The sequence below is a fragment of the Erythrobacter sp. S249 genome (assembly GCF_057364975.1).
The window spans coordinates 1,724,283-1,749,456 of sequence record NZ_CP200287.1 but is presented as its reverse complement, the minus strand read 5'-3'; the positions used below and the strand labels follow the sequence as shown (position 1 = coordinate 1,749,456).

General features: G+C 59.4%; 26 protein-coding genes. 13 read left to right on the top strand and 13 right to left on the bottom strand.

Going from position 1 to position 25,174, the window contains the following annotated elements; genetic code table 11:
* Positions 1 to 5 precede the first annotated feature (5 nt).
* Genes fabI through AC0V6V_RS08250 form a run of 3 tightly spaced genes read right to left on the bottom strand, consistent with a single transcriptional unit; the run spans position 6 to position 2,894 of the window.
* Complete coding sequence (fabI, locus tag AC0V6V_RS08260; protein ID WP_486164923.1) at positions 6 to 863, bottom strand: enoyl-ACP reductase FabI; 858 nt, start codon at positions 861 to 863, stop codon at positions 6 to 8.
* Complete coding sequence (locus tag AC0V6V_RS08255; protein WP_486164922.1) at positions 856 to 1,896, bottom strand: YihY/virulence factor BrkB family protein; 1,041 nt, start codon at positions 1,894 to 1,896, stop codon at positions 856 to 858. The genes fabI and AC0V6V_RS08255 overlap by 8 nt, the downstream gene beginning before the upstream one ends.
* Before the next feature lie 20 nt (positions 1,897 to 1,916).
* The gene (locus AC0V6V_RS08250) at positions 1,917 to 2,894 is read right to left on the bottom strand and encodes a DnaJ C-terminal domain-containing protein (protein WP_486164921.1); all 978 of its coding nucleotides are present in this window, start codon (positions 2,892 to 2,894) and stop codon (positions 1,917 to 1,919) included.
* 250 nt (positions 2,895 to 3,144) lie between these two features.
* Here AC0V6V_RS08250 and AC0V6V_RS08245 point away from each other — a divergent pair, with 250 nt between their 5' ends.
* From AC0V6V_RS08245 to AC0V6V_RS08235, 3 genes are all read left to right on the top strand, one after another.
* Positions 3,145 to 3,354 carry a hypothetical protein gene (locus AC0V6V_RS08245; RefSeq protein ID WP_486164920.1) on the top strand — a complete coding sequence of 70 codons (210 nt, stop codon included), beginning with the start codon at positions 3,145 to 3,147 and terminating at the stop codon, positions 3,352 to 3,354.
* A gap of 286 nt (positions 3,355 to 3,640) precedes the next feature.
* Positions 3,641 to 4,303: a pyridoxamine 5'-phosphate oxidase gene (pdxH, locus tag AC0V6V_RS08240; protein WP_486164919.1), complete on the top strand. Its 663-nt coding sequence runs from the start codon at positions 3,641 to 3,643 to the stop codon at positions 4,301 to 4,303.
* 11 nt (positions 4,304 to 4,314) lie between these two features.
* Positions 4,315 to 5,130, top strand: a complete 816-nt coding sequence (locus tag AC0V6V_RS08235) for a PhzF family phenazine biosynthesis protein (RefSeq protein WP_486164918.1) — start codon at positions 4,315 to 4,317, stop codon at positions 5,128 to 5,130.
* A 27-nt stretch (positions 5,131 to 5,157) separates the two neighbouring features.
* On the opposite strand, the gene AC0V6V_RS08230 is transcribed toward AC0V6V_RS08235, so the two are convergent.
* Positions 5,158 to 6,255, bottom strand: coding sequence for a serine hydrolase domain-containing protein (locus AC0V6V_RS08230; protein ID WP_486164917.1), 1,098 nt, complete (start codon positions 6,253 to 6,255; stop codon positions 5,158 to 5,160).
* A gap of 92 nt (positions 6,256 to 6,347) precedes the next feature.
* Between AC0V6V_RS08230 and AC0V6V_RS08225 the strand changes: the two genes are divergently transcribed.
* The gene (locus AC0V6V_RS08225; protein WP_486164916.1) at positions 6,348 to 6,698 is read left to right on the top strand and encodes a hypothetical protein; all 351 of its coding nucleotides are present in this window, start codon (positions 6,348 to 6,350) and stop codon (positions 6,696 to 6,698) included.
* A 17-nt stretch (positions 6,699 to 6,715) separates the two neighbouring features.
* Here the strand turns inward: AC0V6V_RS08225 and mnmA are convergent, their stop codons facing one another.
* The gene (mnmA, locus tag AC0V6V_RS08220; protein ID WP_486164915.1) at positions 6,716 to 7,882 is read right to left on the bottom strand and encodes a tRNA 2-thiouridine(34) synthase MnmA; all 1,167 of its coding nucleotides are present in this window, start codon (positions 7,880 to 7,882) and stop codon (positions 6,716 to 6,718) included.
* 194 nt (positions 7,883 to 8,076) lie between these two features.
* On the opposite strand from mnmA, the gene AC0V6V_RS08215 reads away from it, so the two are divergent.
* The 7 genes from AC0V6V_RS08215 to AC0V6V_RS08185 all read left to right on the top strand — a co-directional run bounded on the left by AC0V6V_RS08215 (position 8,077) and on the right by AC0V6V_RS08185 (position 16,062).
* The gene (locus tag AC0V6V_RS08215; protein WP_486164914.1) at positions 8,077 to 8,478 is read left to right on the top strand and encodes a hypothetical protein; all 402 of its coding nucleotides are present in this window, start codon (positions 8,077 to 8,079) and stop codon (positions 8,476 to 8,478) included.
* Positions 8,471 to 8,770, top strand: coding sequence for a CtrA inhibitor SciP (gene sciP / locus AC0V6V_RS08210; protein WP_218316081.1), 300 nt, complete (start codon positions 8,471 to 8,473; stop codon positions 8,768 to 8,770). Before AC0V6V_RS08215 ends, sciP begins: the two co-directional genes overlap by 8 nt.
* A gap of 163 nt (positions 8,771 to 8,933) precedes the next feature.
* Entirely contained in the window at positions 8,934 to 9,200 is a 267-nt protein-coding gene (locus AC0V6V_RS08205; protein ID WP_472643684.1) for a GlsB/YeaQ/YmgE family stress response membrane protein, read from the top strand.
* Positions 9,201 to 9,416: 216 nt separating this feature from the next.
* Entirely contained in the window at positions 9,417 to 10,607 is a 1,191-nt protein-coding gene (locus AC0V6V_RS08200; protein ID WP_486164913.1) for an efflux RND transporter periplasmic adaptor subunit, read from the top strand.
* Between the two features lie 5 nt (positions 10,608 to 10,612).
* The gene (locus AC0V6V_RS08195) at positions 10,613 to 14,149 is read left to right on the top strand and encodes an efflux RND transporter permease subunit (RefSeq protein WP_486166290.1); all 3,537 of its coding nucleotides are present in this window, start codon (positions 10,613 to 10,615) and stop codon (positions 14,147 to 14,149) included.
* 132 nt (positions 14,150 to 14,281) lie between these two features.
* Entirely contained in the window at positions 14,282 to 15,505 is a 1,224-nt protein-coding gene (locus AC0V6V_RS08190) for a DUF445 domain-containing protein (RefSeq protein ID WP_486166069.1), read from the top strand.
* Positions 15,506 to 15,585: 80 nt separating this feature from the next.
* Positions 15,586 to 16,062: a flagellar biosynthesis repressor FlbT gene (locus tag AC0V6V_RS08185; RefSeq protein ID WP_486164911.1), complete on the top strand. Its 477-nt coding sequence runs from the start codon at positions 15,586 to 15,588 to the stop codon at positions 16,060 to 16,062.
* Between the two features lie 57 nt (positions 16,063 to 16,119).
* On the opposite strand, the gene AC0V6V_RS08180 is transcribed toward AC0V6V_RS08185, so the two are convergent.
* From AC0V6V_RS08180 to sucC, 5 genes are all read right to left on the bottom strand, one after another.
* Positions 16,120 to 16,977, bottom strand: a complete 858-nt coding sequence (locus AC0V6V_RS08180; RefSeq protein ID WP_486164910.1) for an energy transducer TonB family protein — start codon at positions 16,975 to 16,977, stop codon at positions 16,120 to 16,122.
* A 107-nt stretch (positions 16,978 to 17,084) separates the two neighbouring features.
* Entirely contained in the window at positions 17,085 to 18,020 is a 936-nt protein-coding gene (locus AC0V6V_RS08175; protein WP_486164909.1) for an electron transfer flavoprotein subunit alpha/FixB family protein, read from the bottom strand.
* Positions 18,021 to 18,052: 32 nt separating this feature from the next.
* Positions 18,053 to 18,799, bottom strand: a complete 747-nt coding sequence (locus AC0V6V_RS08170; protein ID WP_472643678.1) for an electron transfer flavoprotein subunit beta/FixA family protein — start codon at positions 18,797 to 18,799, stop codon at positions 18,053 to 18,055.
* Between the two features lie 220 nt (positions 18,800 to 19,019).
* A complete protein-coding gene (locus AC0V6V_RS08165; RefSeq protein WP_486166068.1) occupies positions 19,020 to 19,472 on the bottom strand; it encodes a GFA family protein in 453 nt (150 codons plus the stop codon).
* Positions 19,473 to 19,474: 2 nt separating this feature from the next.
* Positions 19,475 to 20,689 (bottom strand): ADP-forming succinate--CoA ligase subunit beta, encoded by a 1,215-nt coding sequence (sucC, locus tag AC0V6V_RS08160; RefSeq protein WP_486164908.1) that lies wholly within the window; start codon positions 20,687 to 20,689, stop codon positions 19,475 to 19,477.
* A 110-nt stretch (positions 20,690 to 20,799) separates the two neighbouring features.
* Between sucC and AC0V6V_RS08155 the strand changes: the two genes are divergently transcribed.
* Positions 20,800 to 21,579, top strand: coding sequence for a 3'(2'),5'-bisphosphate nucleotidase CysQ (locus AC0V6V_RS08155; protein ID WP_486164907.1), 780 nt, complete (start codon positions 20,800 to 20,802; stop codon positions 21,577 to 21,579).
* A gap of 211 nt (positions 21,580 to 21,790) precedes the next feature.
* On the opposite strand, the gene AC0V6V_RS08150 is transcribed toward AC0V6V_RS08155, so the two are convergent.
* Positions 21,791 to 22,489 carry a YiaD family glycine zipper/OmpA-like lipoprotein gene (locus AC0V6V_RS08150; protein WP_486164906.1) on the bottom strand — a complete coding sequence of 233 codons (699 nt, stop codon included), beginning with the start codon at positions 22,487 to 22,489 and terminating at the stop codon, positions 21,791 to 21,793.
* A gap of 224 nt (positions 22,490 to 22,713) precedes the next feature.
* Here AC0V6V_RS08150 and AC0V6V_RS08145 point away from each other — a divergent pair, with 224 nt between their 5' ends.
* Positions 22,714 to 24,024 carry a hemolysin family protein gene (locus AC0V6V_RS08145; RefSeq protein WP_486137880.1) on the top strand — a complete coding sequence of 437 codons (1,311 nt, stop codon included), beginning with the start codon at positions 22,714 to 22,716 and terminating at the stop codon, positions 24,022 to 24,024.
* 123 nt (positions 24,025 to 24,147) lie between these two features.
* Here AC0V6V_RS08145 and AC0V6V_RS08140 read toward each other — a convergent pair whose 3' ends face one another.
* On the bottom strand, positions 24,148 to 24,558 hold the full coding sequence (locus tag AC0V6V_RS08140; protein WP_486164905.1) for a DUF3035 domain-containing protein: 411 nt from the start codon (positions 24,556 to 24,558) through the stop codon (positions 24,148 to 24,150).
* A 15-nt stretch (positions 24,559 to 24,573) separates the two neighbouring features.
* A complete protein-coding gene (gene lspA, locus AC0V6V_RS08135) occupies positions 24,574 to 25,128 on the bottom strand; it encodes a signal peptidase II (protein WP_486164904.1) in 555 nt (184 codons plus the stop codon).
* Positions 25,129 to 25,174: the final 46 nt, after the last annotated feature.

Here is a 25,174-nt window from a genome sequence, read left to right as displayed (position 1 = left end):
GCGTCCTACGACACAGTAATGTCAGGCGCGTCTTCTTGTTTCATGCCGACCACGTGATATCCGGCGTCTACATGTTGGACCTCGCCGGTTACGCCGCTGGACATATCGGATAGGAAATAGAGCGCTGATCCGCCGACCTCGTCGATGGTGACATTGCGGCGCATCGGCGAGTTGTATTCGTTCCATTTCAGGATGTAGCGGAAATCGCCGATCCCGCTTGCCGCCAATGTCTTGATTGGCCCCGCGCTGATCGCGTTGACCCGGATGCCTGCTGGACCCAGATCATTGGCGAGATATTGCACGCTGGTCTCCAGCGCGGCTTTGGCCACACCCATGACGTTATAATGCGGGATGACTTTTTCCGCGCCGTAATAGGTCAGCGTCAGGATACTGCCGCCGCCTGAGCCGTCTTCCTGCAATGGCGGCATCATTTCCGCCGCGCGCTTGGTCACCGCGACCAGCGAATAGGCGGAGATGTTCATCGTCATCAGGAAGTTATCGAGGCTGGTGTCGACATATTTGCCTCGCAGCTCCGATTTGTCGGAGAAGCCGATTGCGTGGACCACAAAGTCCAGCGTGTCCCAGCGCGATTTCAGCGTATCAAACGCGCTGTCGAGCGACGCCATATCCGACACATCGCATTCAAACACGAAATCGCTGCCGAGCTGCTCTGCAAGCGGTTTGACACGCTTGGCCAGCGCATCACCCTGATAAGAAAATGCCAGCTCAGCCCCTTGTTGGGATAGCTGCTTGGCGATGCCCCAGGCGATCGACTTGTCGTTCGCGAGGCCCATAATCAGCCCGCGCTTGCCCTGCATTAGACCTTGACCAGCCGTACCCATCGCATCCTCCTCATCACTCATTACCTGCGTCTTGCGCGTCGCCGTCTTCGCTCGCTTGCCTGCTATCACTGTCAGGCTCTGCAAGCGCAGCGTTCAATTCTGCGCCGATCACCAGCCCTAGCCCCACCAGCCAGAAAAAGAAAAGCGCGATCATGATCCCGGCAAAACTGCCGTAGGTGAGATTATAGGTAAAAAAGCTGCGCAGGATCGGGGGCAGGGCGCTTGAGACCCCGAGCCACCAGGCGGCGGTAAACAAGGCGCCGGGCCATTTGGGATAGGCCTTTGTCCGGTATGCCGCCGGGGTTAGCGTGTAGAACAGCATATAAAGCGAGCCGAACAGGCCAAAGGCCGGGATAATGCGCGACAGGCGCAAGGTGCCGACCGCCTCGATCAATTGCGGGAAGCGCGCATCAATCAGCTGCTGAGCGGCGCCAATCGCAACCTGCGCAAACAGCGATGCCATCAGCAGCACGACAGCGCCCAGGATTAGTCCGGCGGACAGCAGGCGGTATTTCCAAAACGCGTGGCTGGCGACCGTACCATAGGCGCGGCGCAGAATATCGCGAATGGTCTCAACCAGGCTGGAGACAGTCCACAACGCCACGCCCGCGCCAAACCACAGCAGCCAGCCGCTGCGCGCCCCCATCGTGTTGTTGGCCACCGGCGCGATAGTATCGGCGACGACCGGAGGCATTGCGGTAAGCACCGTCGCGATCAGCCCGGCACTGTTCTCCTTGCCGCCAACCAGCTCAAACAAAGCCGCGCCAAGGATAAAGAACGGGAAGATCGCCAGCATCGACAAATAGGCCAGATTGCCGGCATGGATGAAGCCATCATTATAGGTGCCAATCGCGGCGCGCTTCACCACTGTAAAAGCGCGCGAACCCGGACCCAGCGTGCTCAGCATTTTGCCGCGCACAGAGAGCGGCGCTTCGCCAGCGCTCATCAGCCCCTGCGGGCTGGCCTGCGCGTTCAGCCGGGCGCGGCGCGCCTCCGGCGAGTGCGAGCGCACTTCGCGAATATCATCACTGGGGTATCCTGTTGGCGTGCCCATTGGTTAAAAAGCCCTGAGGGTCACAGGCCAAATTTCTCGCGCGGTTTGTCTGGATCGCTCCAATCGCCGAGCTTTTCCGACAGGGCATCAAGGTCTTCGGGCAACTGGATCTCTAGCGTCACCAATTGATCGCCGCGCTTGCCGCCCTTCTTGGTCCAGCCTTTGCCGCCCAGGCGCATGACTGTGCCGCCATTGGTGCCGGGCTTAATGGTCAGCATGACCGGGCCATCGACGGTCGGGCATTTGACCTTCGCGCCGCGGATCGCCTCATCCAAAGTAAGCGGCAAATCCATGCGGATATGATCTCCATCGCGGCGGAAGAACGGATGGCTGCCAACCTCGACGATCACCAGACCATCGCCTTTGCCGCCGGGACCATCATGGCCCTTGCCCCTCAGGCGCATTTGCGTGCCATCTTCGACGCCAGCGGGCAATTTCAGATCAATGGTCTTGCCATCGGCCAGAGTTATGCGTTGGTCGACGCCCGCTGCCGCATCGATGAACGGCACTGCCAAGCGGTATTGAATGTCTGCGCCCTTTTTTGGCGGAGGTGAGGGGCGCGCGCCAAATCCGCCGCGCCTTTGCCCGCCGCCCATTCCACCTCGTGCGCCGCCGCGCGGTTTGCCGCCGCCAAACAGCCCTTCGAATAGATCGCCCAGGTCCATATCGTCCGGGCTAAAGCCGCCAATGTCATCTGCGCTGTAGCTGCGCCGTGCACCGCCGCCGCCAAATCCTCCACCCGGGCCGCCGCTGAAGCCGCCGAACGGGTTGGTGGGATTGCCCTCCATATCAATTTCGCCGCGATCAAACTGAGCGCGCTTGGCGCTGTCAGATAGCAGATCATAAGCTTTGGTGGCGTCGGAAAAGCGCTCTGAGGCCTTGGGGTTGTCTTTATTTTTGTCTGGGTGCAGCTCTTTGGCGAGCTTGCGATACGCGCTCTTGATCTCCTTTTCGGAGGCGGTGCGGGCAATGCCAAGGGTGCTATACGGGTCAGCCATAGCGTATTAGCTAAGTGCAACAGTCCCCCGGCGCAAGCGTGCACATGCGCTTGTCCTGAATGGTGGGCGCCAATCCGGCTGCGGGGGCTGAAATCGATTAAACGACACAATTGGGCAATGAGCCGTGCATTAGCTAAGACGAGTTGCGAAAAAAAATGCGTTGCTTCAACTATTCTTAACCACTATTCACGAAGGGGTAACGTAAGCTGCGCCATTGCAGTCGTTCTGTTTTTTTATGAGGGTTACTCAGATGATTAAGAAGAATATTTTCGCAGCTTTGGCTGTTGTTGGTCTCGCAAGCGCGCCAGTCATGGCGCAGGTTGCTGCACCTGTTGAAGCTGAAAGCGAATTGGGCGGTGACAGCGCTGGTCTCGTAGCAGCTGGCTTGATCGCTGGTATCATCGCAATTGGCGTATTGGCCTTTGCCGATGACGGCGACGATACGCCTGTTAGCGCATAAACGCTTTAGCATTTAAGCTGATTTGCGGCCCGGCCTCCACTGCGGAAGCCGGGCCGCTTTCGTTTGGGCGTTAGTAGAGGAGCGCACAGTGCCTTTATGGCGCTGCGCTTTCCTACTTGCATGCAGGGCGGTAATTCTCGTTGCATGATGGCCCGAACATCCCACATGACTGGCATAGGCAGTGGCGCTGGTTTGCAATGCGGTGAAGCTCAGAAGTTTTGCCTCTGGACAGTGTTCCAAGTGTTCCAAGCGTTACTGACGTGCGGTGAAGCGAGTGGGAAATGACATGAGTGATACGGCCCTGAATGCCGCGCAATTGGCGGATAGCGCGATCCCCTCTGGCTCGGACCCCTACGCCCTGTTTGATGAGTGGTTCGCGCTTGCTAAAGAGAGCGAGCCGAACGATCCCAATGCAGTGGCGATTGCGACCGCGGCCGCCGATGCCGCGCCATCCGTTCGCATGGTCTTGCTGAAAGAGCATGGACCGCAGGACGCGCCCGCTGAGATCGGGGGTGGGGGCTTCACCTTCTACACCAATGCGCAAAGCCGCAAGGGCAGCGAGATCCTCGCCAATGCTCAGGCGAGCATGCTGTTTCATTGGAAGAGCCTGCGCCGCCAAATCCGGATCGAAGGACGGCTTTACGAGGTGACCCCTGAGCGCGCCGATGCCTACTTCCACTCGCGTCCTTTCAAGAGCCAGGTTGGCTCTGCGGCCAGCGAGCAATCGCGCCCGCTTCCCAATCGCCAAACCTATGTCGATCGGGTTGAGCACGTGCGCGCGGAGCATGAGGCGGCTGGCAAAGTGCCGCGCCCGGCGCATTGGACCGGCTTTACGCTGGTGCCCAGCAGAATCGAGTTTTGGCTGGACCGCGACAATCGCCTTCACGACCGCCGCCTGTTCGAGCGCACGCCTGACGGCGGCTGGTCCGATACGCTGCTCTATCCGTGAAGCAGCACCCAATGGCGCAAACAATACCCTATTGGCATGTTGACGCCTTCGCCGCTCAGGCCTTCGGCGGAAATCAGGCGGCGGTGATGATGCTTGAGGAGTGGCTGCCGGATGATGTGCTCGTTAAAATCGGCGGCGAGAACATGTTCGCGGAAACCGCCTTTGTGGTTCGCGATGAAACGGGCGAAGCTGATTGGGAGCTGCGCTGGTGCACACCGACCTACGAGATCGCGCTGTGCGGTCATGCGACTTTGGCGGCGGGTCACGTGCTGCTTTCCTACCACGACTGGGGAAGTGAGAATGGCGGACGCGAGGCCGTCACCTTTCGCACGCGCAAGTCAGGCATTCTTGAGGTTAGGCGAGCAGGCGATGGCTATGAAGTCGGTCTGCCTGCGATCAGGACCGAGCCTCGAGCCCATCCAGAAGCGGTGAAACTGCTCGGGGCTGAGCCGCTGCTCGTCCACCGCAATGACACGCTTTACAACATCTTCCTTTATGAAAACGAAGCGCAAGTGCGCGCGCTTAAGCCTGACTTGAAGGCGCTTGGCGCGCTGGGCGTTGACCAGTTCGATTGCACCGCGCCGGGCGACAACAGCGATATCGTTAGCCGGGTGTTCGTGCCTGGCGCTGGTGTGGATGAGGACAGCGTGACCGGCTCTGCACACGCGGCGCTCACACCGTTCTGGGTCGAGCGGCTGGGCCGTGATAGCTTCACCGCGCATCAGGCGTCGGAGCGCGGCGGCGACCTAACCTGCCGTCTGGACGGAGAGCGTGTGTGGCTCGGCGGGCCATGCGTGACTGTGGTTGAGGGCGTGTTCTACGTTTGAGTGATCAGTCTGCGTACGGGTGCTTGCCTAACGAACCGGATAAAGCGCGAGCACGTCGGCGGCCTCTTCAAGCATGGGCGGGCGTTCCTCTGAAGTGGAATGACCGAGGCGCACCAAGGTCACGCGCTGCTCTGGTGAAACCAGCACATATTGGCCCATATGTCCGATCAGCGAGAACAGGCTGGCCGGCGCGCGATCCGGGAACAGCGGATGCGGACGATCGCTACCCGCTTCGCCAAATGGCCGGTTGAGCCAGGTTTGCAGGCCGTAATGCGGGCTTGCTGGGCTAGGCGTGACCATCGCCTCAACATAGCGGCGCGGGACCAAACGCTCGCCGTTGGGGGCGCGGCCCTTGGCACGCAGGAACTCGCCAAACTTGGCCCAATCGCGCGCGGTGGCATGCATCAAACTGCCGCCGATCATCGTGCCTGAGGCGTCGAACTCTAGCACCATGGAGTCCATGCCGAGCGGATCGAACAGACGCTCGCTCAAATACTCGCTCACCGCAGTGCGCCGCCGATCGGGATCATCGCTCTCGGTCAGCGCGCGGGTCGCAATATCTGCGAGGATCACGGTGGTGTTGGATGAATATTCGAAGGTCTCGCCCGGCTCCGCCTCCAGCGGTTGCTCCTTAGCCCAGCGCGCCATGTCGTCGCGCCCATCGAGAAACAGCATGCGGACCTCAGAGGATTCGTACGGCGGATCGCCAGCCTCGGTATGGCGCAGCCCGCTGCGCATCTGCAGCAATTGTCGCAAGGTGATCTCCGCGCGCGGATCGCCGGGGCGCTGCCACATTGGAACCGGAGCAGCCTCGTCGAGGCGCAAACGTCCATCCGCGACCAACATGCCGACCATCACCGCGGTCACCGTCTTGGCCATGGACCAGCTGATGTGCTGGGTATCCGCGTCATAGCCCTTGCCATAGCGCTCTGCGGCCAGCTCTCCATCTGCCATTACCACTACGGCGCGGGTCTCACCGATCCCCTCGGCATTGAACAATTCGTCGATGGCGCGCGCCAGATCTTCGCGCGGGGCGCCGGCTTTCTCAGTGACGGCGGCCAATGCCTCATCGCTGAGCGGTGCCGGTCCAGCTGGCGGGGCTTCGCCGCATGCGGAAAGCAGCATCAAAAGGGCTGACAGAAGCGCAAGAGCAGCGTTAGAGGAGATGTGACGCACAGACATTTGACACTCAATTCCCCAAGGATCACGGTTTAGCAATGGCAAATTCAACGCGGCCGCGCGCGGCGCGATCATCGCGAGTGGGATTGTGGCTTTTCCTCCTCATCCTGATCGCTTTGGCGGTAACAGCATGGGTCTACCGCGAGCCGGTGCGCGGCTATGCGATTGCGGGCACGACCTATTCTGCGCGGGTTGCGTGCTCATGTCGGTTTGTCGCTGGGCGCAGCCTAGAAGACTGCAAGAAAGACAAGCTTGCCGGGATGGAGCTGATCACTTTGGTCGATAATGTGAAAGCGAAAAGCGTAACCGCGCGCTTCCCATTGATCACCGATGCAACCGCGACTTACCGCGAGGGCTATGGTTGCGTTATGGAGAAGTGGGAGGGCTGAGCGCAGCCTCTGGCCGCTTAAGCCGCTGCGGTCGTCCCATCGATCCAGCCACCGCCGACCACGCGCTCTCCGCAATAGATCACGGCGGCCTGTCCAGGCGCTACGCCAAATTCTGGCTCAGCAAAGCGAATGGAGCAGGTCGCTCCATCGCCCAGCTCACCGATCAGCTCGATCGGCACGGGCTTGGCAAGGCTGCGTACTTTCGCGGTCAGCGGAGCATCTGGCAGCGGGCCAATCCGGTTGGTCTCAATGACTTTCGCTTCGTTCACTGCGAGCATGACTTTCGGGCCAACGCGAACCTCGCGGCTGTTGGCGTCGAGGCCTACGACATAGAGCGGCTCAGGCTGTCCGCCGATATCCAGACCCTTGCGCTGACCAACGGTGAAATGGACGATCCCCTTATGCGTGCCCAAGGTCTCGCCGGTTTGCGCGTGCACGATGTCGCCCGGAATGCCGCCTTCAGGGCGCAGCGATTTCACGATCTTGGCGTAATTGCCATCGGGCACAAAGCAGATGTCTTGGCTGTCTGGCTTCGCCGCATTGCGCAGCGCCGCCGCTTCAGCGAGCTCGCGCACCTGCGTTTTGGGCAGGCCGCCCAGCGGGAAGCGGATATAGTCCAACTGCTCCTGCGTGGTCGCATAAAGGAAATAGGATTGATCGCGTGAGGGATCGACCGCGCGGTAAAGCTCTGGCCCTGTGTCCTCCATCACTCGCCGGACATAGTGGCCGGTGGCGAGGCAGTCTGCACCCAGCTCACGCGCCATGCGGAACAGATCGGTAAACTTAGGCCCCATATTGCACCGGATACAGGGCACCGGCGTGCGGCCAGCCAAATATTCATCAGCGAACTGCTCGACGACGTCTTCGCGAAAAGCGCTTTCATGGTCGAACACATAATGCGCAATGCCCAGGCGATCGCACACGGCGCGGGCATCCTGAATGTCATCGCCGGCGCAGCATGCGCCTTTGCGGCCCGTCGCAGCGCCATAATCATAGAGCTGCAGCGTGATCCCGATCACTTCAGCGCCGGTATCTGCCGCCAACGCCGCCACCACGGAGGAATCGACGCCGCCACTCATCGCCACAACGATGCGCGATTCGCTTGCTGGTTTGGGCAAGTCGAACAGGGCGGCGCTATCGAGCCCAAAGGTAGGGCTGGCATCAAGAAGTGTGTTGTCAGTCATTGCAGGGGGCGCCTTTACACCCGCTTTGCTGCGGGTTCCAGTGCTTTGCGAGACCTACGCTAAGGCCGAGCGGTGTCTAACGAAATGCTGCGCGAGAACTTGCGAATACTTGAATACTCGCCAGCCAATAGTCCTAAGAGCAGGTAAATGTGAGTTTTACCTCATGTTGACATGCTTGCCTTAGAGACGAGCGAATGTTCGAAAACGTTTCACCGATTCACAGCACTCAGTTACAGGCCGAACTGGCCGCAGCGGGTATCGCCGTGCCGACATCGCTGACCCAGATCGACGCGAGTGCCAATGGCATGGACGATGATCGGGGCGGCAATGCTTTGCGCGCAATCGGCTGGAGCGAACTGACCGCACGGATCAACGCAGCGCACGACCTTCGCGCCGTATTGCGCCGTGATGCGGTCCATGGATCTGTTAGCGTCGCGAGCTTTGGAGATGCGGCAGCAAGTTATTTTGCTGCGATTGGAGAAAGCGAACGGCCTGTTAACCCTATTGATTTAGAGGGTCGCAAAGCCTCAGCCACTATAAGGCTTCAACACGAAGAAAACGCGGTAAGAGGCGATCGAGAGACGATAAATGATTGAAAATCAGGACATCCGCCCCGCACAGGTCATTGGCCCACTTGGTGAGCCACTGACGATCGATGACTTGCCGTCGCCCAAGACGAAACGTTGGGTTGTGCGCCGCAAGGCTGAAGTCGTGGCTGCGGTAAATGGCGGTCTCTTGACCATTGACGAAGTGCTAGAGCGCTATGGGCTGACTCTTGAAGAGTTCGCATCATGGCAGCGCGCAGTCGACCGTTCAGGCATGCAAGGCCTGCGTGTGACCCGCATCCAGCATTACCGTGACCTCTACGAGCGACAGCTGAAATACTGACGCCAGCAGCGCGTGAATCCGGCCTTTTCGGCACCGGATTCGCACAAACTCGTAAAACACCCTAGCATCCTGTGGTTCTCGCGCTCTAAAGGGCGCGGGACGCAGTGGATTCGCGCCTTGTCGCGGTTCACTGCTGACAGAGAAAACCTCAGGAGGGATCATTATGGGTTGGATTATTGCTCTTATCGTCGGCGGCGTGGCTGGTTGGCTCGCTAGCTTGGTTATGAACCGCGATGCTTCGATGGGCATCTTTTGGAACATTGTCGTGGGCTGTATTGGCTCAATCGTCGGCAATGCGATCGTTGGCCCGCTGCTCGGTATCAGCGGCAGCGTGCAAGAGTTCTCATTGATCGGTTTGGGCGTTGCTGTTGTCGGCGCCGTGGTGCTTCTCGGCATCGTTAACCTGATCAAGCGTGGCAGTGTGCGCTAAGACACTGCGATAAATACGCATTTAGGGGCGGGGCAGCGGTGGGCTGTCTCGCCCTTTTTCGTGCGCGCTTAGGAACTTATGCGCCACGCCGCTCGTCTATGGTCAAAGTCATCAGTCGAACCGCGCATTGCCCGCTGCGCTGCGTCGGCGTATGAGGGATTGCACAAGGTGACTTATGAGTATAACACACCTGTGCGATACACCTGAGGTTTGGCCATGAATTACGAAACTACCATCACTGCAGAGGCCGCCGATAGCGTGCCGACAGACTTGTCGGGCACTGCTGCGGATAAGCCGCGCGTCTCGCGCCCTGTGGTGTTGATCGGTATCGGGATCATTGGCTTGCTTCTGGCGATTGCGGCTTACGTCGTGATGACCTCGGATGACGGTGTCGGTGCGGGCGATGACAATGATCAGGCGCCGGTCGTCACCGTGGTCGCCCCTGGCAAAACCACCGTCGAAGGCGTGATCACTGCGCCAGGCACTTTGGCCGCGCGGCGTGAAATGCCAGTTGGCGTAGTCGGCGAAGGCGGCCGGGTGGTCTCCGTTCCCGTGGACGCAGGCGACTGGGTTCGTCAAGGCCAAGTGCTGGCCGTGATTGACCGCTCGGTTCAGTCCCAGCAGGCTCAGGCGCAAGCGGCTCAAATTGGCGTTGCCAAGGCGGATGCGCAGTTGGCACAGGCCAATCTCGACCGCGCGCTGCAATTGGTTGAGCGCGGATTTGTTTCCAAGGCTGATGTCGATCGCCTGACGGCAACGCGAGATTCAGCAAATGCCCGGGTCCAGGTGGCCGAGGCACAATTGCGCGAACTGCGCGCCCGCGCGGCTCGGCTTAATATTGTCGCTCCGGCGGCGGGCCTGTTGCTTGAGCGCAATGTTGAACCGGGACAAACGGTCTCTGGCGGCACGCCAAGCCTGTTCCGGATTGCGCGCGGCGGCGAAATGGAAATGCTGGCGCAGCTGAGCCAGGAACAAATCGCATCTCTGGGTCAGGGCGTAGCAGCCACAGTTGTGCCGACCGGATCAACCAAGAGCTTTACCGGTCAAGTATGGCAGGTTTCGCCGATCATCGATCCTCAAAACCGCCAAGGCATTGCGCGTGTCGCATTGTCCTATGCACCGGAACTGCGCCCCGGCGGCTTTGCCACCGCAGAAATCAAGAGCGGCACGGTCGTCGCGACGATCTTGCCCGAAAGCTCGGTCTTGGCCGATAGCGAGGGCAGCTATGTCTACATCGTCAGCGATGAGAAGAAGGCGGAGCGGCGCGCGATCAAGACCGGCATGGTCACGCCTGACGGTATCGTCGTGACCGAGGGCCTCGACGGCAGCGAGCAAATTGTTCTGCGCGCCGGCGGCTTCCTGACCGAAGGCGAAGCGGTCTCGCCTAAGATGCTCGAGGATAGCTAATCGCCATGGGTTTTCGGAACATCTCTGCTTGGTCAATCCGCAATCCCGTGATCCCGCTGGTTGCGTTCACCGCAATGTTCTTGGCGGGCCTGCTCAGCTTCAACAAAATGGATGTGGTGAACAACCCGGATATTGAGTTTCCGGGCGTGAACGTCACCATTTCTCAGCCTGGCGCGGCCCCAACTGAGATCGAAAACCAGATCACGCAGCAGGTCGAATTGGCTGTGCGTTCGCTGAGCGGCGTGCGCAATATATCTTCGACTGCGCGCGAGGGCAGCTCAAACACTTTTGTCGAATTTGAGCTTGGTATTGATCCCAATGTGGCCGTTGCTGAGGTCAAGAATGCGGTCGACAGCACGCGTGGGAACCTGCCTGACGGGATTTTAGAACCGCGGGTTAGCAAGGTCGAAATTGCGGGTGGGTTCTTGGGAATCTACGCCGTTGAAGCGGACGATATGACGATCGAGCAGCTCAGCTGGTTCATCGACGATACCGTTTCGAAACAATTGCTGTCTGTTGAGGGCATGGCTGAGGCCGGCCGATGGGGCGGGGTAAACCGCGAAATCGAGGTCATTCTTGATCCAGCGCGGCTTTCCGCGCTCGGCGTCACGGCCAGTCAGATCAACCAAGTGCTACGCGTCGACAATGTCGATGCCGCCGGCGGTATGGCTGAAATCGGCGGCGCGCGGCAATCGGTGCGCGTGCTTGGCAACACCGAAAGCGCGTTTGAATTGTCTCAGCGCCAGATCCGTCTGAACAATGGCACGTCGATCAAATTGGCTGACGTGGCCAGGGTGCGCGATGGCTATTCCGAGCGCACGTCGATCAGCAAGGTGCGCGATAAGGAGGTCGTCAACTTCTTCATGTCGCGCGCAAAAGGCGCCTCAGACGTAACGGTCTACGAAGAAGCTCTCGAGATCATTGACAAGATTGAGGCAGAAAACCCCGGGGTGAAATTTATCCCGCTGTTCAACACCGTCAAATACACCAAAGACCAATACACCAGCTCGATCTCTGCGATGGTGGAGGGCGCGGTTTTGGCTGTTGTGGTGGTGTTCTTCTTCCTGCGCGATTGGCGCGCAACCATGATCTCATCGATTGCGATCCCGCTGTCGGCGATCCCGACCTTCTGGTTCATGGATTTGATCGGCTTCAACCTCAACCAAATGTCTTTGCTGGCATTGGGCCTGGTCGCGGGGGTCTTGGTTGATGATGCCATTGTTGAAATTGAGAACATCGTCAGACACATGCGAATGGGCAAATCCGCCTATGAAGCATCGATTGACGCGGCGGATGAAATTGGCCTGCCCGTTGTCGCGACCAGTTTTTGCATCATCGCGGTGTTCTTCCCCGTTGGCTTGATGCCGGGAATTACGGGCCAGTTCTTCAAGAACTTCGGCCTGACGGTCGTGATCGCGGTTTTGATGAGCTTGGCCGTGGCGCGGATGATCACCCCTATGCTTGCCGCCTATTTCCTGCGCGCAGAAGGGCACGCGGCGCATGGCGAAGGCAAGTGGATGGATCGCTACATGCGGGTCCTCAACTGGTCGCTTGATAAGACGAAGATGCTGGAGCGCCGCGAAGGTGTGGATGCCCCGCGTCATCGCTGGCTTTATGTTCTTTCCTTGCTGCTAACAGTCTTTGCCTTGCTAGCAGCGTCGGCGGCCGGTTTGTTCATGAGCTTCGGGGTTGTCTCAGGCCTCGAAATTCCTGCCAAAGTAGGCGCGCTCGTTTCCAGCGATACGAACTCCTTTGCATTCGGCCTGGTCTCGAAAGTCTTCGAACTCCTGTTCCTGGTTCTGGGCCTAGCGGTCGGCTTTTTGGCTGGTTGGCTGGTGTTCCAAGTCATTCAGTCGCTAAGCTGGCTCTTTGGTAGCGGACAGTTCTCGCACAGCGTCAAATACATGACCGCGCGTTTCTTCGACCACCGGGTATGGATGCTGGGCGTCGGCTATTTCGCGCTTCTGCTGACTGTGCTGTTGATGCAGAAAACGCCGTTTCAGGCATTTCCGGATATTGATGACGATAACGTTCGGGTTGAGATCGAGATGGTGCCCGGCACTACGCTGGCGGATACCGAACGCGTTACCGATCAGGTTTCCGCCTTGATGTATGCGCAAGATGATGTGGAGCTGGCGCTGGAGCGCGTGCGCGAAGGCGCAGCGACCATGTTCGTCACCCTGAAGGATGATCGTTCTAAAACATCGGTCGAATTCACCCGCGATCTGGCGCCAGAACTGGCCCGCATTGCGGATGCGCGTGTTCGCTTCCAAAACGACAATGGACCGGGCGGCGGCGGCAGCGGGCGCGACTTTACAATCATGTTGGCGGGTTCTGATCCGGCTTTGCTCAATGCCACCGCGGCAAAGGTCGTTGAGGACATGCAAAAGCTCGACTCGGTGGTCGCGCCGCGTGTCAGCGCCGATATTCCGCGCCCGGAGATCATCATCCGTCCGCGCCAAGAACTGCTAGCGGATTTGGGTGTCTCAACCGTTGCGCTCAGCCAAACGATCCGCATCGCGACGATGGGCGAGATTGAGCAAAACTCGGCCAAATTCTCACTGTCTGATCGCCAAGTGCCGATTTCCGTCAGGCTGCCTGCCTCTTCCCGTGAAGATATGACGACGCTGGAAAATCTGCCGGTTCCGACAGCGGGCGGCGGATCGGTGCCGCTCGGCACAATTGCTGAGATCTCATTCGGCTCGGGGCCAACCTCGATTCAGCGCTACAATCAGAACCGCCGCGTCTTCATCGGCGCGGACTTGGCCTCTGGCTTCCTGCGCGGTGATGTGAATGCGCAGATCGAGGAGCTACCAACCCTGCAGGACCTGCCAACCGGCGTCATCCGCGATTCCATTGGCGCAGCCGATGTTGAGAATGAACTTGCTGAGAATTTCAGCACGGCCATTCTCGCAGGCGTTCTGCTCGTCTTTGCGGTGCTGGTGCTGCTGTATAAGCGTTTGATGAGTCCGCTGGTGAACATGACGTCGCTCGCGCTGGCGCCACTCGGCGGAATTTTCCTCGTCTGGATCGTGGGTCAGCCGCTCTCCATGCCGGTCATGATCGGAATCCTGCTTTTGCTTGGGATCGTGTCCAAAAACTCGATTCTTTTGATAGACTTTGCGATTGAGGAAATGGCCGACGGCACGGATCAGTTTAAAGCCATCATGGAGGCTGGCCATAAGCGCGCTCAGCCAATTGTGATGACCACGGTCGCCATGACCGCTGGCATGGTGCCAACAGCTTTGTCGCTGTCAGGTGATGGCGCATGGCGCCAACCTATGGGCGTTGTGGTGATCGGCGGCTTGATCCTGTCGACCGTGCTGACCCTGTTGATCGTTCCAGCTGGTTTCAGTCTGGCCGATAGTTTTGAACGGCGGGCTGGGCCTTGGATGCGTCAACGCTTCCTCACCTATCGTCCAGGCGATGAAGACAGCAGCAACACACCAGGGCCGGTGGACGTGTCTGAGGCGGGCGGCGAGCCTAAGCCTTCGGCCACTCCGGCAACCCGTTTGCCGCCCGGGGCCGAGCCTGCCGAGTGAGTGATCTCGCGCTAATGCCGGCCACCGTGTTGCAACTCCCAGCGGCATGCTAGGCGCGCGGCCATGTCTGATGCTCAGCCAATCCCACTAAAGTTCGGCGGCGAAGCGCTGACGGCGGACCGTGCGCGGCGTATGCGCTGGACGGCAACCGGGTTGCTCGCGGCGATGGCGCTGCTGTTCTTTACAACGCATCCCTATGTCGAGCTGCACCCGGCATGGGGCTATGCGAACGCTTTTGCCGAGGCGGCAATGGTTGGCGGCCTCGCCGATTGGTTTGCGGTGACCGCGCTGTTCCGCCACCCGCTCGGCCTACCGATCGCGCACACGGCGATCATCCCTGAGAACAAAGACCGCATCGCTGATACGATGGCGCAGTTTCTGCAGGAGAATTTCCTGACCCCGGCGGTGGTGGCGCGGCGTATGGCGAGCATGAATGTCGCGCGCGCGGTCGGCGATTTTCTAGTCGCCCCGGCGCGCAGCGAGGACGGTCCTGACCCTCGCTCTCGCATTACGGGAGGGGCAGCAGAATTGCTGGCTGAGGTGCTCGAATCGCTCGATCCTGACCGGCTTGGCAATCAAGTGCGCAGCGGGCTGGGCAACCAATTTGCCAAGATTGATATCTCGCCGCTGGTCGGCCGAATGCTCGAAAGCGCGATCGCCGATGGACGGCACATGCCGTTGATGGATGGCTTCATCCGCTGGGCGGGCCTGACGCTGGAGGACAATGAAGAGACAGTTCGCGAGGTGATCCACGCGCGCGCCAACGCGGTGCTGCGCTGGACCGGTCTTGACGAGCGGATCTCCGGCTCTGTGCTCGATGGCCTTTATAAACTGCTGGCAGAGGTTCTGGTCGATCCCGAGCATCCGCTACGCAGCAAGATTGAAGAGGGGCTCGCCAAACTCTCGCAAGATCTGCAGCATGACCCTGAGACCCGCGAGCGCGTCGAAAGCATGAAGCGCGACCTCATCGAAAATCCGGCGGTGGCCGAATGGTGGATGGGCGTGTGGGAACGTATCCGCAGGTCCTTGATCCGGCGCGCACGTGAGGCTGACAGCGAGCTTGGCAACGAAATGCGCAAAGGCCTGTCCGAGCTCGGCAGCGCGCTCAAACAGGACGAGCGCTTGCAGCTACAGATCAACCGGTTTGCGCGGCGCACTCTGGTGGGCGTTGCGACCCGCTATGGCGGCGAGATTGTGACCCTGGTGTCCGACACGGTGAAGCGCTGGGATGCGACCACAATCACTGGGCGGATCGAAAGCGCGGTCGGGCGTGACCTCCAGTTCATCCGCATCAACGGGACGCTGGTGGGCGGGCTCGTCGGCATGACGATCCATTTCATCATCGGCTTTATGTAGCTGAAAACTGCACCCGCCTGCGGGGAAGTACGCAGGCCCATCGCAGCCATCAGTTTGGCAATAGGCGCTAGCAACAAGGCATGCCTACAAAACAGCCAGCTCCCGCACCAAAGACGTTTCGCTTAGCCGCCGGCGCGCAAGCGGTGATCAATGGCGCTTTGGTGACTGCTCTGGAACCGTGCCAGTTTGAGGTCGGCTCCGGCGCTTATGTCCTTACGAGCCGCGCGCTTTGGCGCAGCCAGCGAGACCGCTCCAGCAGTGCCGACGGGCTCTACTTCGCCATGCTGGAGGCGTGCTCTGCACCGGAAAATTTTGAGCCCGCACGCTTCCGCTTGTTCGCCGCCCTGAGCGAGGTGGTGGCCCAAGACCGCACGCACGAGTCGCAAAAGGAATGCGCTGCCTGCGCCGCAGCTCTGGTCGCGGGCAATGCAGAGGCCGCGCTAGCAAGTGCGCGCCGATTGGCTGAGGCGAATGCCGCGAAAGCAAAGCGTACGCCAAGCCCTCGCGGAGCGCCGGCGCAGCGGCGGGCGCAGATCGTCTCAAACGGAACGGTTTAACTGCAGGTTTTGACAAAGCCTTTTGCGCGTGCAGTTGCTCGTGATTCCACTGGCTCGCTAGTTTAATTTATAGGTCACTTGCGTTTGGTATACGCCCAGACGTGGCTCGCCGTCGGGGCCAACAGCAGGTTCAAACTCTGCAATTCTCATCAGACCAAAACACACGAGGTCATCGAATGCTGCGGGCCTGGCCGATTTGGTAATCTGGCAGCCTGAGACTCCGCCTTTTCGGTCCACCGTGAGGCGTACCTTGACCGTACCGCCTTGATCATTTTTGAGCATACGGAGTGGATATCGTTCTTGTAGGTATCGCCCGACTTTGTGTGGATTCGTCAGTTCTGGCTTCTTCGAAGGTGAAGCCTCATCCTCAATTGGCCCAAATTCCTCCATCAGGTCGGCGATGCACGTTCTCATCGCCTTTAAAGGTTCGCCCATCGAGCCGAGCGCGAGGGTGAGGGGCCGGCGAACGCCCCGCTCAAATGAGACAGTTGTTATCGCGTTTTCTCTGGCGGGCCCGATATCAACTACTTCGAATTCACCTTGTTTCGCGTCCTTTGCCGGTGCGGCAAGGTGAATTCCGTGCATCAGTACAAACGGGGTCTTTTCATCACCGGTGCGGCCAGAGAGAAAGCTGCGTTCAGACATTCCTTCCGACGGGCCGAACCGAATACGCATTGTTTCTCGCTGGCTTGCTCTGGCTGGCGCACCGAATATGGCAAGGGTGTAGTACGGCTCCTCGCCTGCCTGCTCGAGTAGAAATTCGATACGGTTTTCGCCTTCTCCGAAGACTCTCGAAAGGCTGCATTTATCTTCGGCAAAGTCGAGGAGCCATCGCCCCTTAGGCTCAAGCACAACCGGTTCAGTCTTCGCATAGGCTTGGCTCGCAGCGCCCATGCCCAAAATGGCTGCCGCCAAAGCTCCCAATCCAAACCGCATATGTGCCCCCATAAAACAAAACCCTCGCCCCACAATAACGAGGCGAGGGTCTGCTTCAACCTTAAGTCTTTATGCTGGGCCGAGGCTTAGCCGAGCTTTTGCGTCAGTTCCGGTACTGCATTGAACAGATCAGCGACCAGTCCGATATCTGCCACTTGGAAGATCGGTGCATCTTCATCCTTGTTGATCGCGATGATCACTTTGGAATCTTTCATGCCCGCAAGGTGCTGGATCGCGCCAGAAATGCCGATCGCGATATAGACCTCTGGAGCGACGATCTTGCCGGTTTGGCCGACTTGATAATCGTTCGGGACATAGCCCGCATCCACCGCGGCGCGCGATGCGCCGATGGCCGCGCCCAGCTTGTCAGCCAGCGGCGTGATCACGCTTTCGAAGGTTTCGCCGTCTTTCAGTGCGCGTCCGCCGGACACGATCACGCCAGCGCTGGCGAGCTCTGGACGGTCGCCGCCATCAGCAATTTCGCTGCTGACAAAGCTTGAGATACCAGCATCGCCGGGGCCGCTTGCGTCTTCAACCGAGGCTGATCCGCCAGTGGCCTCTGCCTTGTCAAAGGCCGTGCCGCGAACGGTGATCACCAGCTTGGGATCGGCGCTTTCGACGGTGGCGATGGCATTGCCGGCATAGATCGGACGGGTGAAGGTCTTGCCGCCCTCAACCGAAAGAATGTCGGAGATCTGCATCACATCAAGGTGCGCGGCAACGCGCGGCGCGATGTTCTTCCCGCTCGTAGTCGCCGGGGCGAGGAAAGCGTCATAGCTGTCCATCAGGCCAGCCACCAATGGGGCGACGTTTTCCGCAAGGCCATTGGCGTAAGCGGCATCGTCCGCCTTCAGCACTTTTGATACGCCTGCGATCTGCGCGGCGCCATCGGCGACAGCACCGCAATTGTGGCCAGCGACCAGCGCGGTCACTTCGCCCAGCTTGCCCGCGGCGGTGACGACAGCCAGCGTGGCGTCATTAACGGATGAATTGTCGTGTTCGACGAGAACCAGAGTGTTCATGGTCTTTATTCCTTATCCTGCTCAGGCGCGCCTCAGGCGATGCCCAGAGCCTTGATCTTTTCAACCAGCGCATCGACGTCAGCGACCTTTTCGCCGGCCTGACGGACGGGCGGCTCAGCGACATTGGTGGTCGTGAGGCGCGGGGCCACATCGACACCGAAATCGGCTGGGGTCTTGCTGTCGAGCGGCTTCTTCTTCGCCTTCATGATATTCGGCAGCGAAGCGTAGCGCGGCTCATTCAAACGCAGGTCAGTGGTGACAATCGCTGGCAGAGTCAGTTTGACGGTTTCAAGGCCGCCATCGACTTCACGCTTCACTTCGACACTGTCGCCGTCAACCGCGACAGTGTTCGCAAACGTACCCTGCGGGCGGCCCATCAGAGCGGCGAGCATTTGGCCGGTTTGGTTCGAATCGTCAGAGATCGATTGTTTGCCGAGCAGCACGAGACCGGGCTGTTCTTCGTCCGCAATTGCCTTCAGAATTTTCGCAACGGCGAGCGGCTCAACCTCTTCATCGGTCTCAACCAGGATCGCGCGGTCTGCACCCATGGCGAGCGCGGTGCGAAGCGTTTCCTGAGCCTTGGCAGGGCCGATCGATACAGCGACGATTTCTTCTGCCTTACCCGCCTCTTTGATGCGAATCGCCTCTTCGACGGCGATTTCATCAAACGGGTTCATGCTCATTTTGACATTGGCCAGATCAACGCCTGTGCCGTCGGCCTTAACGCGCGGTTTCACGTTATAATCAATCACCCGTTTGACGGGGACGAGGATTTTCATCGCAGTTCCTTCCTTATGGCGCTTAGGCGCAACTCTACTGAGAACCGCCCTAGCTTGCGTTTACGTAAACGTCAAGCAGTGCCGGAGTCCCAAGTGCATGTCTCACAGGCAGTCCTCGCGCGCTGATCGCTCAAGGTCAAGCCTGCCCTTTTGAGAGCTTTGCAGGAGGCGTTGCGTGCGGTGAAACCGGCTGGGCGTGTGGAGGATGAGCCTCGGCGTTCTAGTGAGGCCGCTTGTCCCAGCTCTGATAGCTTTGTGAGAGTGCAAGAAACACGTCGACGTCTGGCGCGGCTGCAAAACTGTGTGGTGCCACGCGAACGGCGGCATTTAGTCCTTCGTCAGTATAAAGCTCAACAAAAGGCGGAAAGTCCCCGGCCTGCGTGAGCATCGGAGTGCGGATGTTGACCATATCGTCAAGCCCGGCTGGGCGAGTGAACATCCAGCTGAGGCACTCTGGGCAAAAGAAGTGCTGTGTGGCTTCCTTGAGGCCGCCTAGCACCGGGCTGCCCGCCGTCACACGGAAGCGCTCTTTTTTGTAAAGTGCGCTCAAGGAATATGGACCGCCGGTCATGCGCTGACAGCCCTCGCAGTGGCAAGCGGCGGTGAGCAGGGGAGGTCCATCGACCTCGAACTGCACTCCGCCGCACCGGCAATGTCCGTTGTAGACAGCCAGAATTAAGCCGCCTGTTTGACCTCTGCGACGATCTTCTTCGCAGCGTCACCCAGGTCATCCGCGGCCACAATCGGCAGTCCGGAATTGGCGAGGATGTCCTTGCCCTGCTGGACATTGGTGCCTTCGAGGCGGACCACCAGCGGAACGGACAGGTTTACGTCTTTCGCCGCTTGCACGATGCCGTCGGCGATGATGTCGCATTTCATGATCCCGCCGAAGATATTGACGAGGATGCCCTCGACCGCTGGATCTTTCAGGATGATCTTGAAGGCTGCGGTTACTTTCTCAGTGGTTGCGCCGCCGCCTACGTCGAGGAAATTGGCTGGGAACGCGCCGTTCAGCTTGATGATATCCATCGTTGCCATGGCGAGGCCTGCGCCATTGACCATGCAGCCAATGTTTCCGTCGAGCTTGATGTAAGCGAGGTCATATTCTGACGCTTCGACCTCGGATGGATCTTCCTCGGTCTCGTCGCGCATCTCCTCGATGTCTTTGTGACGATAGAGCGCGTTGCCATCAAAGCTCATCTTGGTGTCGAGCACGAGCAGATCGGCTTTGCCCTCGGCATTTGGCTTGGTTTCAACCAGCGGATTGATTTCGAGCATTTCGCAATCGCTCGCCATGAACGCGGCATAAAGCTTGGCGGCGAGTTTCTGGCACTGCTTATTGAGATCGCCTGAGAGTTTCAGAGCGAACGCAACCGCGCGGCCATGATGCGGCATAAAGCCTTGCGCTGGGTCGATGGTGATCGTCGTGATCAGCTCTGGCGTGTTGTGCGCCACGTCTTCGATATCCATGCCGCCCTCGGTTGAGGCGACCATGGCGACCTGACCGCTGGCCCGGTCGACCAGCATGGCTAGGTAATATTCGCTTTCGATATCAACGCCGTCAGTCACATACAGACGGTTGACCTGCTTGCCCTCTGCACCGGTTTGAATGGTGACCAGCGTGTTGCCGAGCATTTCCTTCGCGTGGCTTTCCACTTCATCGAGCGAGAAGGCGAGGCGCACACCGCCCTTTGCATCTTCTGGCAGTTCCTTGAACTTGCCCTTGCCGCGTCCACCAGCGTGAATTTGCGCTTTTACGACATAGAGCGGCCCGGGCAGCTGCTTGGCACCGGCCAGGGCTTCTTCCACGCTCATCGCGGCATGGCCTGCTGGCACGGCGATCCCGTGTTCTTTGAGCAATTCCTTGGCCTGATACTCGTGAATGTTCATCGCTGGCTGTCCTTAATTCGTAAATGCGGGGAGATAATGTTGGTGCGTGCCTAAGCATGGATTCACCGGCTTGAAAAGTGTGCTTTGTACGGCCACGACTAAACGCTCACATGATTGACCGAATTCGCCTTCAAGAAATCGTCCGCGAAGCGGGCCGGATAGCGCATTCGCGCTGGCCGGGCGACGGCCATGCACTGAGCACGTGGGAGAAGACGCCGGGCGATCCCGTAAGTGAGGCCGATCTTGAGGTTGATGCCTTTTTGAAGCGAGAGCTAGGCGCGCTGCTGCCCTCGGCGGGCTGGCTGTCCGAGGAGACCGTGGATGATCCGGGGCGGCTTGATAACGACCTGATTTGGCTGGTCGATCCGATTGATGGCACGCGCGATTTTATTCGCGGGCGGCCGGGCTGGGCCGTATCCGTTGCGTTGATCAGCGCTGGACGGCCTCTTATCGGGATGCTGGCTGCGCCTTCACGCGGGGAGGAATGGATTGCGGAGGCGGGCAAAGGCGCGACCCTCAATGACCAAGCGATCACCGCTTCAAGGCGGACCGAGTTTTCCGGGGCGCGCATTCCGATTGATCAATTGCCTGGTCCCGATTCTGATCTGGTGATCGTTGAAAAGCCTAATTCAATCGCGCTGCGCATTGCCATGGTGGCGGCAGATATGGCGGATTTGGTCGCAACCTTGCGCTGGGGCTATGAATGGGACGTGGGCGCTGCGACGCTGATCGCGCGGGAGGCCGGTGCGCAGGTTTCTGACGCGTTTGGCGCGCCGCTTGGCTATAACAAACGGGATCCGCGCGCTTTTGGAGTGATCGTTAGCTCGCCTGAGATCCACAGTGCGGCGGTAGAGCGGATTGCGGAGCGGGCCAGAGATTTGTCCAAATAGGCTTTTTTGTTTGCGACCTAGCCACCCGCGCCCTCCACCCTTCCACCCGGATGGTATCCCGGTAGGCTCCGGGTGGAAGGGTGGAGGGCGCGGGTGGCTAGGCCATCGTTCAAAAGGCTTAGCCAAGCGAGCGGATGCGAGCGCCGGCGCTTGAGGCAGAGAGAAGGGCCAGGTTTCCCCGGCCCTCCTCGATACTCACAAGAATGAGTGTTTATGAACCAGCGCGCGCTGCGTTCACATCGTCTTGGCTGATCGGTACGATCTTGATTTCGACCCGGCGGTTGAGCGGCTCGTTGACATTGTCGCCGGTCTTCACGCGCAGATAGTCGTAGCTTTCGCCAAAGCCTTGCGTTGCCATCCGGCTGCGCGCGACGCCGCGCGACGCGAGGTAATCGGCTACCACTTGAGCGCGCTGTTCTGACAGGCGCTGGTTCAGTGCATTGGAGCCGGTGGTGTCGGTAAAGCCGTACACATCGACCAGGCTGTTGGGATATTTGATCAGGCTGTCGGCCACGGTGTTGAGCGTGTCATAGAACCCGGGATTGATGTCGGCTGATCCGCTGGCGAAGGTTACGCCATCGGGCAGGCGCACCAGAATTGCATCTTGATCGCCGATCTCTTCAACATCCACGCCGCTGCCTGCGGTCTGCTCGTCGAGTTCCTTGATCTGGTCGTCAAATTGCTTGCCGATCACCGCGCCGGCAGAACCGCCGATGCCTGCACCAATGATGCGGGCCGTATCGCCGCCGACCACGCCGCCGAGCAGATAGCCCAAAGTGCCGCCCAATGCCGCGCCGATACCAGTGCGCGAAATTTTCTGCTGTCCGGTGTTAGGGTCCGTGACGCAGGCGCTGGTGCCGAGCAGCGCGATGGCTGCCGTGCTCGATAGGAAAATTCTTGCTGTTTTCATTGTCGTTGTCCTCCTCGACTGCTCAAAGCTCGCACAAATCGGGCTTCGCGCGCAAGTGTCAGCGCCTAAAGCTGCGCTGATCTGGCGTGCATGTGCCTTGGCCCGCTTTTCGGCAAGCTGAATGGGGTTAATTCTTGTAAACCATAATCCAGAGTGGCCGCTTTTTGAGCGTATGGATGCGAGACCGGCTGGCAAGGCTGAACAATTGTGCTAGCGAATAGGGCGTGACCCCCTTTCCTTGGCCAGACCTGTTCATCATTTTCGGATTGATCGTGCTCAATGGCGTGTTCGCCATGTCAGAGCTGGCGATCGTATCGGCGAAAACCGCACGCCTTAAGGCAAAAGCAGAGGATGGCTCCGCTGCGGCGAAGACCGCGCTAGAGCTAGCCGCTGACCCGGGCAAATTCCTCTCGACCGTGCAAATCGGCATTACCTTGGTGGCGATCATTACCGGCGCTTACTCCGGGGCTAGCCTGGGTGAGCCATTGGGTGAGCGTCTGATCCCGTTGGGCGTGCCTGCAGACATGGCCAGTGACGTTGGATTTGGCATCGCGATTGCGCTCACCACCTACCTCAGCCTGGTGATTGGCGAGCTGGTGCCAAAGCAGCTCGCGCTGCGTTCCTCGGTGCCTATCGCCTTGGTGATGGCGCGGCCGATGGCCTTTATCGCCCAGATCGCCGCCCCGTTGGTGTGGCTGCTCGATAAATCCTCCGCTGGGATCATCCGCCTGTTCGGCATTCGCAAGGGCAGCTCCAATTCGGTGACGGCCGAGGAATTGCAGATGATTTTCGCTGATGCGACCCGCTCTGGCGTGATCGAGGCGGAACAGCATCAGATCCTGACCGGTGTTGTGCGCCTGGCCGAGCGGCCCGTGCGCGAGATGATGACGCCCCGAACAGAGCTAGATTGGATTGATATTAGCGCCGATGAAAAGGCGATTAAGGCCGCGATTGAAGCCAGCCCGCACTCGCTGCTGCCGATCGCTGATGGCTCGCCCGACAATGTGCTGGGGGTGGTGAAAGTGCGCGAAGTTCTCGCCCACATGGTGGCCGGGGAAGAGGTTTCGCTGAAAGATATGATGCGCAAGGCCGAGGTGGTCCCGGATCAGCTCGACGCGATGGATGCGCTGCGGGTGCTGCAGCAAGCCGATATCGCGCTTGCCATGGTCCACGATGAATATGGCCATCTCGACGGTATCGTCACGCCGGTCGACTTGCTGACCGCAATGGCGGGCAATTTTGTAAGCGATAAGGACGAAGGCGATGAGCCTGATCTGATTGAGCGCCCGGATGGCTCTCTGATCATTTCGGGCGCGATCTCAGCGGATGCTTTGGCAGACCGGCTCGGCCTCGATTACGACGAGAGCCGAGAGTTTGGCACGGCCGCAGGCTACGTCCTGTCCGTGCTAAAACGCCTGCCGGTTGCAGGCGACACGTTCAGCGACCAGGGCTGGCGTTTCGAGGTTGTGACAATGCACCGCCGCCGGATCAGCAAGATCCTGGTGCGGAAGTTGCCGGAGCCAACCGAAGAGTGAATTTTCGGAAAGGGCGGTTGAACGACGCTGAAGGCGTCGCAAGGCCAAGCGGCCGCCCGCAGCGACGCGACCCTTAGGTCGCGTGAGCGAGGATATCGCGAGCGCGGATGCGCCTCGCGCAAACTAACCAGGTACGATTGTCTGAGCTGATGCGCCGTCGCCTTCAGGGGCAGCGATGATATCCCGCGTTACGCGGCCCTTGGCGACCGTATTGGTGCCCTCATCGCCCACTTGTGAGCGGATGCCAGGTGCAGCGGCTCCGGCACGGTCAAGCGCGCTGGTTTCGACCTGGCTGCGCTCGGCAGGACCGCCAAAGATAGCGTCCAACGCTTGCTCAGAGGCAGTGCCATCGGCCGGACGCGGCGCGCCCGGTGCAGGCGGTGCAAGGTTGAAATCTGGTGGAACCACGAGGGGTGCCTGACGCTGAACGGCGAATTCGTCAGGCCGCTCACGGTTGAAAATGCCCGAGCCTCCGCAGGCGCCCAGCATGGCGCTGGTCGAAATCAGAAGGATGGCAGTTTTGTAGGCACGCATTGCAAATTCTCCGAGTCAATTCTCAGCTGGCCGCTCAGCGTTAAGCTCGCTGGCTGGCTCTTCAGCGGTTTCTGTATCACTCTTATCGCTCGCAAAAAAGCTGCGAATAAGGATTACGATCACGCCGATGGTGATAGCGGCATCGGCGACGTTGAAAACAAGGAACGGGCGAAACGTGCCGATGTGCAAATCAGCATAGTCGATCACATAGCCAAATTCATAGCGGTCACGGATGTTTCCAATGGCTCCGCCCAGGATCATGGCAAGGCCAATGATGTCACCCATCATCCGCTCTCGCATGATCCACACCAGCACGACCAGCGCGATCAGCGCGGTCATGCCGACCAGCGCCCAGCGCATTTCCATGCTCTGCGCCGTCAGCAGTCCAAGTGAAACGCCGCGATTAAAAACAAGCGTTAGATCGAAAAATGGCAGGAGATCGATTTTGTCACCTTCGCGTGTCAGGCCAAGCGGTCCGGTCACATACCATTTGATCAGCTGATCCACGCCCGCGATGATGATCGCCAGCACCAGGCCGATTATCCGGTTGCGTGTGAACAGGCCGCTCATGATTTTTTCTCGTCATGCTGAACTTGTTTCAGCATCCATCGCCCAC

What these genes read in the sequence shown, in the direction of transcription:
- fabI (WP_486164923.1), bottom strand. Translation starts at nt 863, where the DNA reads ATGAGTGATGAGGAGGATGCGATGGGTACGGCTGGTCAAGGTCTAATG.
- AC0V6V_RS08255 (WP_486164922.1), bottom strand. Translation starts at nt 1,896, where the DNA reads ATGGGCACGCCAACAGGATACCCCAGTGATGATATTCGCGAAGTGCGC.
- AC0V6V_RS08250 (WP_486164921.1), bottom strand. Translation starts at nt 2,894, where the DNA reads ATGGCTGACCCGTATAGCACCCTTGGCATTGCCCGCACCGCCTCCGAA.
- AC0V6V_RS08245 (WP_486164920.1), top strand. Translation starts at nt 3,145, where the DNA reads ATGATTAAGAAGAATATTTTCGCAGCTTTGGCTGTTGTTGGTCTCGCA.
- pdxH (WP_486164919.1), top strand. Translation starts at nt 3,641, where the DNA reads ATGAGTGATACGGCCCTGAATGCCGCGCAATTGGCGGATAGCGCGATC.
- AC0V6V_RS08235 (WP_486164918.1), top strand. Translation starts at nt 4,315, where the DNA reads ATGGCGCAAACAATACCCTATTGGCATGTTGACGCCTTCGCCGCTCAG.
- AC0V6V_RS08230 (WP_486164917.1), bottom strand. Translation starts at nt 6,255, where the DNA reads ATGCTGCTTTCCGCATGCGGCGAAGCCCCGCCAGCTGGACCGGCACCG.
- AC0V6V_RS08225 (WP_486164916.1), top strand. Translation starts at nt 6,348, where the DNA reads ATGGCAAATTCAACGCGGCCGCGCGCGGCGCGATCATCGCGAGTGGGA.
- mnmA (WP_486164915.1), bottom strand. Translation starts at nt 7,882, where the DNA reads ATGACTGACAACACACTTCTTGATGCCAGCCCTACCTTTGGGCTCGAT.
- AC0V6V_RS08215 (WP_486164914.1), top strand. Translation starts at nt 8,077, where the DNA reads ATGTTCGAAAACGTTTCACCGATTCACAGCACTCAGTTACAGGCCGAA.
- sciP (WP_218316081.1), top strand. Translation starts at nt 8,471, where the DNA reads ATGATTGAAAATCAGGACATCCGCCCCGCACAGGTCATTGGCCCACTT.
- AC0V6V_RS08205 (WP_472643684.1), top strand. Translation starts at nt 8,934, where the DNA reads ATGGGTTGGATTATTGCTCTTATCGTCGGCGGCGTGGCTGGTTGGCTC.
- AC0V6V_RS08200 (WP_486164913.1), top strand. Translation starts at nt 9,417, where the DNA reads ATGAATTACGAAACTACCATCACTGCAGAGGCCGCCGATAGCGTGCCG.
- AC0V6V_RS08195 (WP_486166290.1), top strand. Translation starts at nt 10,613, where the DNA reads ATGGGTTTTCGGAACATCTCTGCTTGGTCAATCCGCAATCCCGTGATC.
- AC0V6V_RS08190 (WP_486166069.1), top strand. Translation starts at nt 14,282, where the DNA reads ATGCGCTGGACGGCAACCGGGTTGCTCGCGGCGATGGCGCTGCTGTTC.
- AC0V6V_RS08185 (WP_486164911.1), top strand. Translation starts at nt 15,586, where the DNA reads ATGCCTACAAAACAGCCAGCTCCCGCACCAAAGACGTTTCGCTTAGCC.
- AC0V6V_RS08175 (WP_486164909.1), bottom strand. Translation starts at nt 18,020, where the DNA reads ATGAACACTCTGGTTCTCGTCGAACACGACAATTCATCCGTTAATGAC.
- AC0V6V_RS08170 (WP_472643678.1), bottom strand. Translation starts at nt 18,799, where the DNA reads ATGAAAATCCTCGTCCCCGTCAAACGGGTGATTGATTATAACGTGAAA.
- sucC (WP_486164908.1), bottom strand. Translation starts at nt 20,689, where the DNA reads ATGAACATTCACGAGTATCAGGCCAAGGAATTGCTCAAAGAACACGGG.
- AC0V6V_RS08155 (WP_486164907.1), top strand. Translation starts at nt 20,800, where the DNA reads ATGATTGACCGAATTCGCCTTCAAGAAATCGTCCGCGAAGCGGGCCGG.
- AC0V6V_RS08150 (WP_486164906.1), bottom strand. Translation starts at nt 22,489, where the DNA reads ATGAAAACAGCAAGAATTTTCCTATCGAGCACGGCAGCCATCGCGCTG.
- AC0V6V_RS08140 (WP_486164905.1), bottom strand. Translation starts at nt 24,558, where the DNA reads ATGCGTGCCTACAAAACTGCCATCCTTCTGATTTCGACCAGCGCCATG.
- lspA (WP_486164904.1), bottom strand. Translation starts at nt 25,128, where the DNA reads ATGAGCGGCCTGTTCACACGCAACCGGATAATCGGCCTGGTGCTGGCG.